Source organism: Pseudoalteromonas sp. UBA2102 (genome assembly GCF_002331165.1).
GTDB lineage: Bacteria > Pseudomonadota > Gammaproteobacteria > Enterobacterales > Alteromonadaceae > Pseudoalteromonas > Pseudoalteromonas atlantica.
Window position 1 is genome coordinate 1 of the sequence record NZ_DCYU01000072.1, and the last position, 13,105, is coordinate 13,105.

The 13,105-nt window shown below is 39.0% G+C and carries 17 protein-coding genes and 2 tRNA genes; 12 read left to right on the plus strand and 7 right to left on the minus strand.

The window, feature by feature from the left end; genetic code table 11:
* Positions 1-1,263, plus strand: a 1,263-nt coding sequence (locus B2R65_RS09880; RefSeq protein ID WP_286742244.1) for a sensor domain-containing diguanylate cyclase, incomplete at its 5' end; no start/stop codon positions are given.
* A gap of 54 nt (positions 1,264-1,317) precedes the next feature.
* Here the strand turns inward: B2R65_RS09880 and B2R65_RS09885 are convergent.
* The 7 genes from B2R65_RS09885 to B2R65_RS09915 are packed head-to-tail and all read right to left on the minus strand — an operon-like array spanning position 1,318 to position 4,463.
* A complete protein-coding gene (locus B2R65_RS09885; protein ID WP_286742246.1) occupies positions 1,318-1,761 on the minus strand; it encodes an NUDIX domain-containing protein in 444 nt (147 codons plus the stop codon).
* Entirely contained in the window at positions 1,754-2,440 is a 687-nt protein-coding gene (locus B2R65_RS09890) for a pseudouridine synthase (RefSeq protein WP_286742248.1), read from the minus strand. Before B2R65_RS09890 ends, B2R65_RS09885 begins: the two co-directional genes overlap by 8 nt.
* The gene (locus B2R65_RS09895; protein ID WP_004586720.1) at positions 2,440-2,769 is read right to left on the minus strand and encodes a TusE/DsrC/DsvC family sulfur relay protein; all 330 of its coding nucleotides are present in this window, start codon (positions 2,767-2,769) and stop codon (positions 2,440-2,442) included. The genes B2R65_RS09890 and B2R65_RS09895 overlap by 1 nt, the downstream gene beginning before the upstream one ends.
* A gap of 3 nt (positions 2,770-2,772) precedes the next feature.
* Positions 2,773-3,039 (minus strand): sulfurtransferase complex subunit TusB, encoded by a 267-nt coding sequence (gene tusB / locus B2R65_RS09900; RefSeq protein ID WP_273602638.1) that lies wholly within the window; start codon positions 3,037-3,039, stop codon positions 2,773-2,775.
* Positions 3,036-3,392, minus strand: coding sequence for a sulfurtransferase complex subunit TusC (gene tusC / locus B2R65_RS09905; RefSeq protein ID WP_055253730.1), 357 nt, complete (start codon positions 3,390-3,392; stop codon positions 3,036-3,038). Before tusC ends, tusB begins: the two co-directional genes overlap by 4 nt.
* Positions 3,389-3,742, minus strand: coding sequence for a sulfurtransferase complex subunit TusD (gene tusD / locus B2R65_RS09910; protein ID WP_004586717.1), 354 nt, complete (start codon positions 3,740-3,742; stop codon positions 3,389-3,391). Before tusD ends, tusC begins: the two co-directional genes overlap by 4 nt.
* Positions 3,743-3,797: 55 nt before the next feature.
* Positions 3,798-4,463: a Bax inhibitor-1/YccA family protein gene (locus B2R65_RS09915; RefSeq protein WP_004586716.1), complete on the minus strand. Its 666-nt coding sequence runs from the start codon at positions 4,461-4,463 to the stop codon at positions 3,798-3,800.
* A 251-nt stretch (positions 4,464-4,714) separates the two neighbouring features.
* Between B2R65_RS09915 and B2R65_RS09920 the strand changes: the two genes are divergently transcribed.
* The 11 genes from B2R65_RS09920 to B2R65_RS09970 form a co-directional block, all read left to right on the plus strand.
* Positions 4,715-4,805, plus strand: a tRNA-Ser gene (locus B2R65_RS09920).
* Positions 4,806-4,857: 52 nt separating this feature from the next.
* A tRNA-Ser gene (locus tag B2R65_RS09925) sits at positions 4,858-4,948 on the plus strand.
* Positions 4,949-5,127: 179 nt separating this feature from the next.
* A complete protein-coding gene (locus tag B2R65_RS09930) occupies positions 5,128-5,973 on the plus strand; it encodes a LytTR family DNA-binding domain-containing protein (RefSeq protein WP_286742255.1) in 846 nt (281 codons plus the stop codon).
* Positions 5,974-6,091: 118 nt separating this feature from the next.
* A complete protein-coding gene (locus tag B2R65_RS09935) occupies positions 6,092-6,919 on the plus strand; it encodes a CPBP family intramembrane glutamic endopeptidase (RefSeq protein ID WP_286742256.1) in 828 nt (275 codons plus the stop codon).
* Between the two features lie 313 nt (positions 6,920-7,232).
* Positions 7,233-7,613: a hypothetical protein gene (locus tag B2R65_RS09940; RefSeq protein WP_286742257.1), complete on the plus strand. Its 381-nt coding sequence runs from the start codon at positions 7,233-7,235 to the stop codon at positions 7,611-7,613.
* Between the two features lie 128 nt (positions 7,614-7,741).
* A complete protein-coding gene (locus B2R65_RS09945; protein WP_055016014.1) occupies positions 7,742-8,200 on the plus strand; it encodes a GAF domain-containing protein in 459 nt (152 codons plus the stop codon).
* Positions 8,200-8,478 (plus strand): hypothetical protein, encoded by a 279-nt coding sequence (locus tag B2R65_RS09950; RefSeq protein WP_055016013.1) that lies wholly within the window; start codon positions 8,200-8,202, stop codon positions 8,476-8,478. The genes B2R65_RS09945 and B2R65_RS09950 overlap by 1 nt, the downstream gene beginning before the upstream one ends.
* A 15-nt stretch (positions 8,479-8,493) precedes the next feature.
* A complete protein-coding gene (proQ, locus tag B2R65_RS09955) occupies positions 8,494-9,132 on the plus strand; it encodes an RNA chaperone ProQ (RefSeq protein WP_286742259.1) in 639 nt (212 codons plus the stop codon).
* A 26-nt stretch (positions 9,133-9,158) separates the two neighbouring features.
* Positions 9,159-11,183 carry a carboxy terminal-processing peptidase gene (prc, locus tag B2R65_RS09960; RefSeq protein WP_286742261.1) on the plus strand — a complete coding sequence of 675 codons (2,025 nt, stop codon included), beginning with the start codon at positions 9,159-9,161 and terminating at the stop codon, positions 11,181-11,183.
* Between the two features lie 183 nt (positions 11,184-11,366).
* The gene (gene nhaC / locus B2R65_RS09965) at positions 11,367-12,827 is read left to right on the plus strand and encodes a Na+/H+ antiporter NhaC (RefSeq protein ID WP_171036153.1); all 1,461 of its coding nucleotides are present in this window, start codon (positions 11,367-11,369) and stop codon (positions 12,825-12,827) included.
* 43 nt (positions 12,828-12,870) lie between these two features.
* The coding region (locus tag B2R65_RS09970) for a hypothetical protein (protein WP_286742262.1) at positions 12,871-13,105 on the plus strand (235 nt) is incomplete at its 3' end.

Here is a 13,105-nt window from a genome sequence, read left to right on the forward strand (position 1 = left end):
TACGCCTTTCAGGTAAAAAAACTTACGACCCTAATTACGTTTTATACGACTAACTCAAGCTTTCATGTAAAGCAGTTACTTGAAAACCCGACGAGTGAGTTTAAGCAATCTGCCTACAAACTTTTTCATGAAATATTTAAACACAGCGTGCCCGTAGACTCTCAACAGACTAGCCCCGTTAATGCTATTTTTGATTCAGTTACCGCATCTTTAGATTTAATTAACCAATCTGAAGTGGCGTTAATTGAAGCAACACAAAAATGGTGGAACGAGTGGTACTTTGTATTAACTATGGAGCATTCGCTTTCTCACGAAAAAGAAGATGTGCCATACAGTTTCCTATCTAAAAAAATGCATCATCCTATGAAGCGCCACGAGATGAGCCACTACGCCCATTTATTTACTATTTTGCCTATGCCTATCTCTAATGTGTGTGCTAAAACCGGTGATATTATTAGAGTTAATCAGCGCTTTATAGATGTATTTGGTTATACCGTTGATGACTTACCTAACTTAGAGCAGTGGTGGGTTAATGCATACCCAGATCCTCACTATCGAGAGTCCGTGAAAAAAACGTGGCAATCGGCGTTAGAAATTGGCAATGAAACAGGACAAGACATCCCCGCGAATGATTACCATGTTACTTGTAAAAACGGTAATACAATTACCATGGAAGTATCTGGAATCAATTTGGGCGAAGAATATATTGCTGTATTTAATGATGCGACCAAGCGTTTAGAAGATCAAAATATTTTACGCGACATGGCATTTTTAGATTCGCTAACACAAATAGCAAATAGACGTCGTTTTGATGAAAAGCTAAGTAAAGAGTTTGAAAAAGCCGTTGAGTGTGGTGACGATTTGGCGATTATATTAATCGATATTGATCACTTTAAACTCTTTAACGACCGCTACGGGCATGTTGAAGGTGATTTATGTTTGTATAACGTGGCGCAAGCAATAGCGTGCACGGTAAGCCGCACCGAGGACTTTGTGGCGCGTTATGGCGGAGAAGAATTTGTTGTATTGCTGCCTCAAACCGATAAACAAGGGGCCTTATTTATTGCTGAGCATATTCAAAAGGCAATTGAAGAGCTGCACATCCCTCATGAAGACAGCTTTACCGGCTACTTAACCCTGAGCATGGGTATTCACGCAATTAATAAAGAGGATAGTTGCGATCAAAAAGAGTTTATTAAGGCCGCCGACAGCGCACTTTATTATTCAAAAAGGCAAGGACGAAATTGTCTAGCATTAAGTTAATTTATAGCCTTGGACTATTTATATAGCTTTGAGAATTCTATAAAGCGCAGATGTTTAATTATCGTCGTAAATAAAGTCTATGTCTTGAATAGGGCGGTTTACGCTGTCTTCAATACATTTTAAAACTAAATGGCTTCTTAGAGGCAGTGCTTTTATGTCTTCTAAACTGTGCCAGTTGGCACTAATTATATCTGCATCTTTTGGGCAGGGCTCAGTGGTGATTTGAGTGCCATCAAACATAAAACAAAAGCGTAAGTAATGCACCCCATTAGCCGCATGTAAGTTATAAATACCGATTAAGCCAGTGGGCGTTAGGGACAAACCTGTTTCTTCAAAAAGCTCTCTACTGGCTGCTTGAGCCAGCGTTTCGTTTACTTCTAAATGGCCGGCAGGTTGGTTATAACAAATATTAGAAGTAAATTTATCTCGCTCTTTTACCAGTAAAAAATGCTCTCCTTTTTTTACTACAGCAGCCACCGTTACATGGGGTTTATGCATTTACCTCACCTTTTATAACACTGTACTGTGCGCTGTGTATGCCATCTAGCGTGTAATTGCCAATACTGTAGCGAATAAGCCTTAATGTAGGGTGCCCAACATGGGCGGTCATGCGGCGAACTTGCCTATTACGTCCTTCATTAATTGTAATACTTAACCACGTTGTAGGAATCGACTTTCGCTCTCTTACCGGCGGCACGCGAGGCCAAAGTTTTGGCTCGTCAATAATTTTTACGTTTGCGGGTAAGGTCATCCCATCTTTTAGTTCAACACCTTTACACAGGGCATTAATGGCCTCTTCACTAGGCTCGCCTTCAACTTGCACCCAATAGGTTTTATTGGTTTTTTTATTCGGTGCGGTAAGGGTATTTTGAAGCTTTCCGCAGTTTGTTAAAAGTAACAAGCCTTCACTGTCACGGTCGAGTCTGCCTGCAGCGTATACATCTTTAATGGGAATAAATTCAGCCAAGGTTTTTCTATTGGCATCGTCTGTAAATTGGCAAAGCACATCGTAAGGCTTGTTAAATAAAACAATTTTTCTATCTTTAGGCGCTATAGCGGGTTTAATTTCACGCGAAGTTGTACATTTTTTAGTGAGCGCACTGCGTGAGTAAGTTCTACCCGTGGTTCGTTTAGTGGTACTTTTACTTGCGCGATTATGCATTGGTTTGTTCGCCATTAAATACACCTAGCGGGCTTGGGTAAGCCGGCAATTTTTGTGGCTTGTTTTGCAGGCCCCTTGGGAAATAATTTATACAAATAAATACTATTGCCTTTGTCCTCGCCAAGCGCTTTAGCCATGGCTTTAACAAGCATTCTTATTGCTGGGCTGGTGTTATATTCTAAGTAAAAATTGCGCACAAAATTAATCACTTCCCAGTGTTGTTCGCTCAAGATAATGTTTTCTTGCTCGGCGATAATGGGGGCTAACTCTTTTGTCCACAAGGTGTAATCTAGCAAGTAGCCTTGTTTATCAGTGTCGATTTGTTGATTATTAAATTCAAGCATGGATTACCAAGTAATAGATTGGTTAGTAGATAGAGTAAGGGCAACAAACTCATCGTAATTAATAAGTGTTTGGCCTGAGCTTAGTTTAACTGCGCGTGCCTGCGCATCCTCTAAAAGCAACAATAGCGAATCGTTTAATTGAAAATACTGCTTAGCGGCATAACAGGCATCACCAACAAGGAGTACTTTATCGGTGTATTTAATTAAGTTTTCAAGCTGAGTAGAGTCGTAATAAGCCAGTGGCTTTGAAAAAATGTGTAATGTACTCATAGGTTCACCACAAAATCTTGCTGGCCGATCAGCTGCTGTTGCTCAGTGTAATTGAGGCTGGTTGAATCAATAATTAATTGAGATTTGCTTAAGTTATAATCGAGTAACGATTTTTCACATACATATATGTTTTCTACTTCATAGATTTCAAGCGTTTTGATGTTTTTAAAAAAATCTTTTACACCAAGTTGCTGTGTTGATTGATTATGTTTTAAAGCAAGCACAGCAGGGCCGCTAAATAGCCAGCTAATATTTTGATCAACTGCGGCAAATATTAGTGCCATGTCTAGGGCATCGCGGGTATTAAGCTCATCAAAGGGGCTGGATTGGCTCATTACTAAAACGTTTTTCATTTAAACTGTATCCATTTATCTGCATCACTCGCTAGCATGGCAAATTCTGCAAGCCCGGCTACAGTAAACACACCTGTTTGGCTTGTGTTTAAGCCACGTTTTTCTGCTGCAGTAATACATAGCATTAAGTTGACGTTTTTATCTGCAAGTTGTTGCCATTGCGTAGGAATTTGCAGCTCGTCAGAGGCTAGCTCAAAGTGAGCTGACGCGTGATAAATCCCATTTTGATACAAAAATATCGCATCTATGGTGTGGCCTTGTGCTAAACATGCATTCGCAAACTTTATAATACGTTGCGTTGAGTCATGATCTGAAGGAGGAGTATGTAAAGAAAGAACAAATCGCGCCAAAACAATTCCAATAAAAAAGCCCCAATAAAGGGGCTATTTTAACAGAACTATTTAATTAGTCATCACTTGCGCCAAGAAGGTGCAGTAAAGAAGTAAATAGGTTATATACGTTTAAGTATAGAGCGACCGTCGCGCGAATGTAGTTAGTTTCGCCGCCATTAATAATACGGCTAGTATCAAATAAGATTAAGCCAGACATAATTAACACAACAGCAGCGTTAAGCACCATAAACATTAGCGAGCTGCCAATGAAGATGTTAACTATGCTTGCAACAATAACCACTAGTAAGCCTACTGTTAAAAAACCACCCATAAATGAGAAGTCTTTTTTAGTGTTTAATGCATAAGCCGATAGACCAAAAAATATTAATGCAGTAGAACCAAGCGCCTGCATAATGAGCATAGGGCCATTAGGCATAGCCGCATAATAGTTAAGTAGTGGGCCAAGGCCTGCGCCCATACAGCCTGTAAAAGCAAACACCCAAAACACACCTGAGGCTGAGTCTGCTTTTTTGTTTACAACAAATAATAAACCAAACGAAACCAGTGTGAACACAATTCCCATAAAGTAAGGTAATTGTAATGCCATTGAAATACCCGCCGTAACAGCACTAAATGCTAATGTCATGGCCAGTAAGAAATAGGTGTTTTTAAGTACCTTGTTTGTTTCAATGGTCGACATTACCGGTTTAGCGGTATTGTACGAATGATTAAATGCCATTGTAGAGCTCCTTTAAGTGAAACATATTTGTTTCGATAATTTAACTAAAATTAGATTACCAACTCTTATATGTTTGGGCAAACCTTTGTAGATCAATAGAGTGTTATTTTTTAATTAAAGTTCATTAAAGCATCAAAAAGAAATTATTTGTTTCATCTTTAAACAAATTAATTGTTTTTTAAGCACTTAAACAATTTTTTTAAAAAAAAGCTTCACAAAGCCAATTGGTTTCCCTATTATGCAGGCCGTGCGGAGAGATGGCAGAGTGGTCGAATGCACCGGTCTTGAAAACCGGCATAGGTTTGTAGCCTATCTAGGGTTCAAATCCCTATCTCTCCACCACCTTATTACAATAATTATGAGTACACTCTTACTTGTAATTTATAGCACTTTCGGAGAGATGGCAGAGTGGTCGAATGCACCGGTCTTGAAAACCGGCATGGGTTTGTAGCCCATCTAGGGTTCAAATCCCTATCTCTCCACCATTTTACTAAAGCCCGCTTAAAGCGGGCTTTTTTGTATCTACGATTTATTATCAGGCCACCTTTAGGTTTTCTCGCTTATTTCCCCGTTTCGGTTTGCTATTAGCCATTATTAATAGATTATTAACATATTAATGTGCTACTTTTATTTTTTAGATTTTAAAATTGGTAATTAAAATAGTATGTTGTGGCTCAAGGATGATTTACATTCAAGAAAACTTATTGTTTATCGTGCAATGATGTTCTCGTTGGTAACGTTGTTTGTTTTATTTGTATTCCAACCTTTTGGTACAATTAACGATACATCGTCGTATAAAATACTCAGGCTTTTAGGCTATGGTTTAGTCACTTTTGTTGCGTTGCTATTATCGGGCTTTATTGAAATAGCGCTGTTACGTTATGATTTTTATAAGCCACTTCGTATTATGCTTATAAGCGGCTTTTATATTTTAATTTGTGCTTTATTTAACCACGCTTATTTTGTTGTGGCATTTTTAGGACAGTGGCATTGGCAAAATCAGATGCTGTTTATTGGCTATATATTTGCTATTGGCGTATTTCCGCTAATTTTTATGTATATGTTAAATCGCCATGTTAGTCAGCTTAATATTGATGAAACACCACAGCGGCAACAAATCAAGCAATGTGAAGCCCTTCCTTTAGAACTCGAGCAAATTACGTTAGTTGGCGATAATAAAAATGATGCAATCAGCATAGTATTAGAGCGTGTTTTGTTTATAAAAGCGGCTGATAATTATTGCGAAATTAGTGTTTATGACGGACACGCAATACAGCAAACTCTACTGCGTATTTCTTTAACTCGCTTACTTAAACAGCTCTCTATTAATACTGCAATTATTAGGTGCCATCGCTCTTATGCAGTTAATGTTGCCTTTATTCACTCGTATAGTGGCAACGCTGGCGGCTTGCAATTAACGCTTAAAAACACACCCATGCCTGTTCCGGTATCGCGCAGCTACGTAGATAATATAAAAGCGGCTTTGTTACTCACCCCAAGTGCTTGTTAGTCAGCCCAAATACATGTATTTGATACCTAAAAATGTTGTTAATCCCTAACAGTTCGTAGTTTTACGCTGGAGTAGGCATGCTTAAGTTGAACTAAAAATACAACTTAAGAAGGTTACTATGAACACTATTTTAAAATCACTGTTAGTGATAGCCACGTTTGTTTTTTGTCATTACATAATGAAAAGCTTTTGGGGTAGCGAATGGACGAAAATATTAACCCAGGCCGATGCGTCTACTGGGGTTTTATTTATCCCCGCTAAATACTTATTTTTATATGCTCCTTTATTAGTGATAACCACATTGCTATTTAAAAGAGATAACATGCTTGACGCAATTGGCCTTAAAACCGAAGGCTTTAATAACTATACCTTTGCAGCTTTGCTGTGCTGTATACCTATGACACTTGGCTATGCATACTTGAGTAGTAATTTAAATTTATCTTTGTCTGGACTAATAACAGGCTCAATCTATGCTGGTTTTTTTGAAGAGCTAATATTTAGGGCGGCTTTATTTGGTGCTTTATACCGGTTTTGCCGCTGGGGGTTCATTCCCGCAGCGTTGACAAGCTCGGTAGTATTTGGAGTAGGGCACATGTACCAAGGTGGCGATGCCATTTCTGCACTAATGGCGGTAGCAGTAACCACTGTTGCAGGCACTTGGTTTGCGTGGCTTTATTGTGAGTGTGGTTATAAAATTTGGTTTCCTATGTGGATGCATATTTTTATGAATGCAGCTTATGGCATCTTTAGTATGTCGGGTGGTGCCGTGGGTGATTTGCACGGCAACCTTTATAAAGCCACTGCTATTGTATTAAGTATCGTGTATGTTGAAGCACTGATCCGCCGAGGGAAAAAACGTGAAGTCACTATGGCCTCATTATTTATTAATACATCAGCATCGACGTTTAATACCCCGTTCAAACCGCAGATGACTGCCGAAGCCTAAATGCACAAATTAGCCATTAATTTAAGAACGCATTTATATTGCAACCTTAAGGCTATGTTTTTATTGAGGTTAGCGCCTGTAAGGTAGTGAGCTTTACGTTATGGGCGAATAAACAGCTAAAAGTAAGCGTGGACTGCCAACAAAATAGGTGTTTGTTTTTAGTTAGCAAAACTATTCGTTAAAATGTCTAGTAACAGACGTTTAAAGAGTGCTTGTTTTCCCATCATAAATTACGACCATAGTCTCTGTTTCTAACCTTAATAACTTGGTGCATGCTTAAGATAATGTTTGTAGTGTGTATTTAGGAACTTATATGAAACATCAACTAGCCAAAAGTGTCGCGCTTTCTTTATTATCCCCCGTTATAGTTGGTAGTACACTAGGTCTTTATTATGGGCTTACTGTTAATGGTGATACCACTACCATTTTTCTGCAACTATTAATGAGCGCAATTGCGAACGCACATATTGTTGGTCTTACGATGGCCGCTTTTGTAGTGCCTGGTTATTTGCTTATGTTTAAGTATGCAAAAGTCAATTATTCAGGGGTACTGACCCTTGGGCTGCTGGGCGGCGCAATTTTTAGTTACTTGCTAAGTGCGACATCAGGCGAGATATTTTTAATTAACAGTATAATGGCTGCTTTTGCTGCGGGACTATTTTTATTTGGACTGCGTAAATCAGCAAAAAAATAATTGCAGAAATATTGACCAAGCGTGCTGAAAAACGGCGCTATTTCTGTTTTTTTACTTGTAAAAGGTTTCAATTTTTCACGACAAAGAGTACCTTTAGCTACTGTATGTTTAATAAGAAGTAGTTTGGTATGCAAAAGCACGATTTTTACCAGTCATTAGTTAAGCAAACTGAATCACTAATCGCTGGTGAATCTAATGTCATTGCTAATATGGCTAACGTAAGTGCGCTATTATTTACCTCTTTAGAAGATGTAAATTGGGCGGGCTTTTACTTTATGGATTCGCCGAGTGAATTAGTGCTTGGGCCTTTTCAAGGCAACCCTGCATGTATTCGTATTCCTGTTGGTAAAGGAGTGTGTGGTACGGCTGCAGCAACCCTAGAAACACAGTTAATTGAAGATGTGCATGCGTTTGAAGGTCATATAGCCTGTGACGCAGCGTCTAATTCTGAGATTGTTGTACCTATCATGAAAAATGATAAGATAGTTGCTGTTCTTGATATTGATAGCCCAACTATTGGTCGCTTTGATACTGATGACCAAGCTGGTTTAGAAGCATTAGTTAAATGCTTAGAGGCAAGCTTGTAATGAAAGATTTGCTAAATGTTCAAGACTACCTATTCGCAGTACAAGATGTAGGCGATTGGGAAGGGGATGAAGAACATGTAGCGGAAACGCTCAATGATTTGATTCACATAGCCTGGGATAAAATCCCAGATGATTTAGACTGTGAATCAATCGATGAAATAATAAATGGTATTTGGGAACACCTTCGAGGTGACTTGGCAGTACTAGAAGCTGACTTCGAAGAGTTAATTGACTGGGTAATACACTATGTTGATTCCTCCCTTGACGAAAAGATGTGAAAAATAGGTTCTAAAATGGAAACCACAAACAAGCTAAAAGATATTAATGAAGTGTTGGAATTTCTTTATCAAGAATTTCCACAATGTTTTAAACAAAAAGACGGTATTAAACCGCTTAAAGTCGGTATTTTTAAAGATATTGCCGAGCGTATCGAAGGGTCTGAAAAAGTAAGTAAGACACAAGTACGCCAAGCACTTAGAAAATACACGTCTAATTGGCGTTATTTAGAAGCTGTGACTAAGTCAGAGTTTCGTATTGACCTTGATGGTAATCAAGGTGAAAAAGTTGAGCAAGAGCACATTGACCACGCTCAAAAAGCACTAGAAGAAAGCCGTGCTAAAATGGCTAAACGCAAAAAACAACAGCGTCCACGCCAAGATTCAGACTCTAAACCTTTCAAGAAAAAGCCAGCCCACGCTAGCAAAAATAATGCTCCAGCTAACAAACCAGCTAAAGCAGCCCCTGCTAAACGTTCAGGAAAAGTTGAACCTTTACCTGCAAGTGAGGTCAAGGTTAATAACAAGGTTAAGGTAAAACTTGGCCAAGCACTTGTTAATGCAGTAATTACTGAAGTAAACAAAGACGAAGTTCATGTTGAATTAGTAACAGGCATGCAAGTTAAAACCAAAGCTGACAGCTTATACATTATTTAAGTTGTAAATAAATTAAGGAGTTGTGTATGAGTAAAAAGTTTACGCTCATTCCGTTAGTTGCTGCCCTGTTTTCGGGTTCTTTATTCGCTTCAGTTGAAGCGGCAAAACTTGAAGACTTGCCTGTACTTAAACAAGAAAGTCAACATGGCACTGCCAGCAAACGAGTGGCTAACTTATTTGCTCGTTCACACTATACACCGGTTCGATTTAACGATGCGCTTTCCAGTAAAGTGTATGATCGTTATATCGAATCCCTTGATTTTAACAAAAGCGTGTTTTTAGCAAGCGACATTGCAACGTTTGAAAAATACCGCGACGATTTTGATAATGCGATTACCACGGGCAAACTTGGTTTTACGTTTGATATTTTTAACTTAAGCTTAAAGCGTCGTTTTGAACGCTATGATTACTCTTTATCGCTACTAGATAAAGAAATGACGTTTGATAAAGACGATAAATACTTTTTTGATCGTGAAGATGCGGCATGGCCAGCATCGCAAGCAGAGCTTGATGAAATCTGGCGTGAACGTGTTAAATATGATGCCCTTCGTTTAAAAATGACAGGTAAAAATTGGGAAGGTATTAAGGAAGTTCTTACCAAGCGTTACAAAAATGCACAAAAACGTTTAGTGCAAACAAATTCAGAAGATGCATTTCAAATTGTAATGAACTCGCTAGCGCGCAGTATCGAGGCACATACGTCGTACTTATCGCCGCGCCGCGCAGAACAATTTAAAATGGATATGGACTTAGAGCTTGAAGGCATTGGCGCCGTTTTAAGTCCGGATGAAGATTACACCGTTATTCGCAGCTTAGTACCGGGTGGGCCCGCCGATAAAACAGAGCAGCTAAAAGCTGACGACAAAATTATTGGTGTTGCTCAAGATCAAAAAGAGTTTGTTGATGTGATTGGTTGGCGTTTAGATGATGTTGTTGACCTAATCAAAGGCCCGAAAGGAACCAAGGTACGTTTACAATATCTTAAAGGCTCTGATGCGCATGGCACGCCAAAAGTTGTTGAAATCACCCGTGATAAAATTCGCTTAGAAGACAGAGCGGCCAAATCTGAAGTATTTGAGGCCAGTTATTCAAATTTAACGTCAAAAATCGGTGTTATTGAGATCCCTGGTTTTTATAACAACCTTTCGAAAGACGTTAAAGTTGAATTAGCTAAACTCAAAGAAGAAAATGTAGACGGTATTATTATTGACTTGCGCCAAAATGGCGGTGGATCACTATATGAAGCTACGCAACTATCAGGCCTCTTTTTTGATCAAGGTCCGGTAGTACAAATTCATACGTTAAATAACCGTATTGAAGAGCAAAAAGATCGTGATGGCATTACCTATTACGATGGCCCACTAACTGTTTTAGTTGACCGCTACAGTGCTTCAGCCTCTGAAATTTTTGCCGCCGCAATGCAAGATTATGGCCGTGCAGTGATTATTGGCGAGCAAACCTTTGGTAAGGGAACGGTTCAACAACACAAAGGCTTAGGCCGTGCGTATGATTTATACGACAACGATTTAGGAAGTGTACAGTACACTATTGCTAAATTTTACCGTATAAATGGTGGCAGTACGCAGCACAAAGGGGTTATTCCTGATATTTCCTTCCCTTCGGCGATAGACCCAGCAGAATGGGGTGAGAGCAAGCAAGATAATGCATTACCTTGGGATAGCATAGTGCGAGCTAAGTACAAAAAGCAGGGTAATTTAACCCCTGTGATTAGTTATCTAGAGAAACAACACGAACTACGTATTAAAACAGAGCCCGAATTTGGTTATGTATTTGATGATATTGCTCGTTACAATGAAGAAAAAGACCGTAAAACTATTTCTTTAGTTGAAGCAGACCGTATTAAAGAAAAAGATGAAAATGAAGCACGTACTTTAGCGCGCACTAATGAGCGTTTAAAGCGTTTAGGTAAAGAGCCGATTGAAAACCTAGATGATGTACCAGAGGTAATTGAAGAGTTAGACCCTTTCTTAGAAGAGGCAGCACTCATTACGCAAGACTATATTAACTTTGGCCGTATCGCTAAGAAATAAAATACGTGTATACCTCTTTTAAAAAGGCGCTTTTTGCGCCTTTTTTGTTACCTAAATTTCGCTAAATTGCTATAATCGCGAATTACTAAATTGAGTTACATTACTGTGGCTTAAAAAAAGCACTGATACGCTAAAAATAATAAATAACCACGCCACGATTTGTGGTGTGCAGGAGTCACTATTTTGAAGCCTTTAGAAAAACCGATTAAACCCGCCTCGTTTTTTGATGCACTTGTTCCTATCACTGTTTTAATTTGCCTTTTAGGCGCAGCGGTATATTTATTTGGCGATAACTCGTCATCAGGTCCTAACCAAATAGCGTTATTATTTGCCACCTTTGCTGCGGCACTAATAGGGCTAAAAAATGGCTACACGTGGAAAAAGCTTGAAGAAGCCATGATTGAAGGTATTACCTTATCATTGGGGGCTATTTTAATTTTATTAATGGTGGGCGCCTTAATTGGTACTTGGTTGTTGTCGGGTACCGTGCCAACGCTCATTTACTATGGCTTACAGGTTATTAACCCAAGCTGGTTTTACGCCGCAAGCTGCTTAATTTGTGGCATTGTTGCAATGAGTATAGGTAGCTCTTGGACCACAGCTGCCACCATAGGTGTGGCGCTTTTAGGGGTGGCCACCGGGTTAGGGCTTGATCAAACAGTGACGGCAGGGGCGGTTATTTCGGGTGCTTACTTTGGTGACAAACTCAGTCCGCTTTCTGAAACTACTAACTTAGCACCGGCTGTTGTAGGAGCTGATTTATTTGAACATATTCACCACATGTTATGGACTACTGTTCCTAGCTTTGTCATTGCATTAATCATTTTTATATTTATGGGCTTTAATGCAACTGCCTCGAATGAAGCCGGCAGGATTGACGAAATAACAGCGATTTTAGAGCAAAACTTTAATATTGGCTTTGAAATGTTAATTCCATTAATTGTGCTGCTAGTTTTAGCTATTAAAAAAATGCCAGCTTTTCCGGCAATTTCAATTGGCGCTGTAATTGGTGCTGTGTGGGCAATGTTGTTTCAGTCTGATTTAATTGCGACACAAATCGACCTTTCTCAGGGTGAGTTGGTTGGTTATTTTAAAATTATTTGGACGACTTTTTTCGATGGTTTTAGCATCGACACGGGTGATGACAAAATGGATTCACTACTCAGTGGTGGCGGTATGGCAGGGATGTTAACCACAACATGGCTGATCATGACGGCTCTTATGTTTGGTGCCATTATGGAAAAAACCGGTTTATTAGATATTTTTGTTAAGAGCATTTTAAAAATAGCAAAAAGCACAGGCTCGCTTATTACATCAACCATTGCTACTTGTGTGGGCACCAACTTAATAGCGGCTGATCAATACATTGCTATTGTAGTGCCAGGTCGTATGTTTAAAGAAGAATATAAAAAGCGTGGTTTAAAGCCCGTTAATTTATCGCGTACTTTAGAAGATGGCGGCACAATAACAAGCCCGCTAATTCCGTGGAATACCTGTGGAGCGTACATGCAAAGCGTTTTATTAATAAACCCATTTGACTATGCCTTGTATGCTTTCTTTAATTTAATTAACCCTTTCTTAGCCATTATTTATGCGTACGTAGGCATTAAAATTTTACGCATTGAACCCAAGCAACCTGCTTAAATCTAAATAGCTCCTTTTTTAAGGAGCTTTAGTTGGAGTAACTATGACTGTTTCAGCAAAGCCAAAAGCGCAATACTTAAAAGACTACACTGCGCCTAATTTTTCTATAGAGCACACTGAACTCACTTTTGACTTACAACCACTAAATACAGAAGTGACGGCGCTACTAACGCTTAAAAGAACAACAAATCAAAACTCAGCGCTTGTGTTAGATGGCATAGACTTACAATTAGTGGAGCTGCAAGTAGACAATGTTGCTTATACTAATTATAAGATTG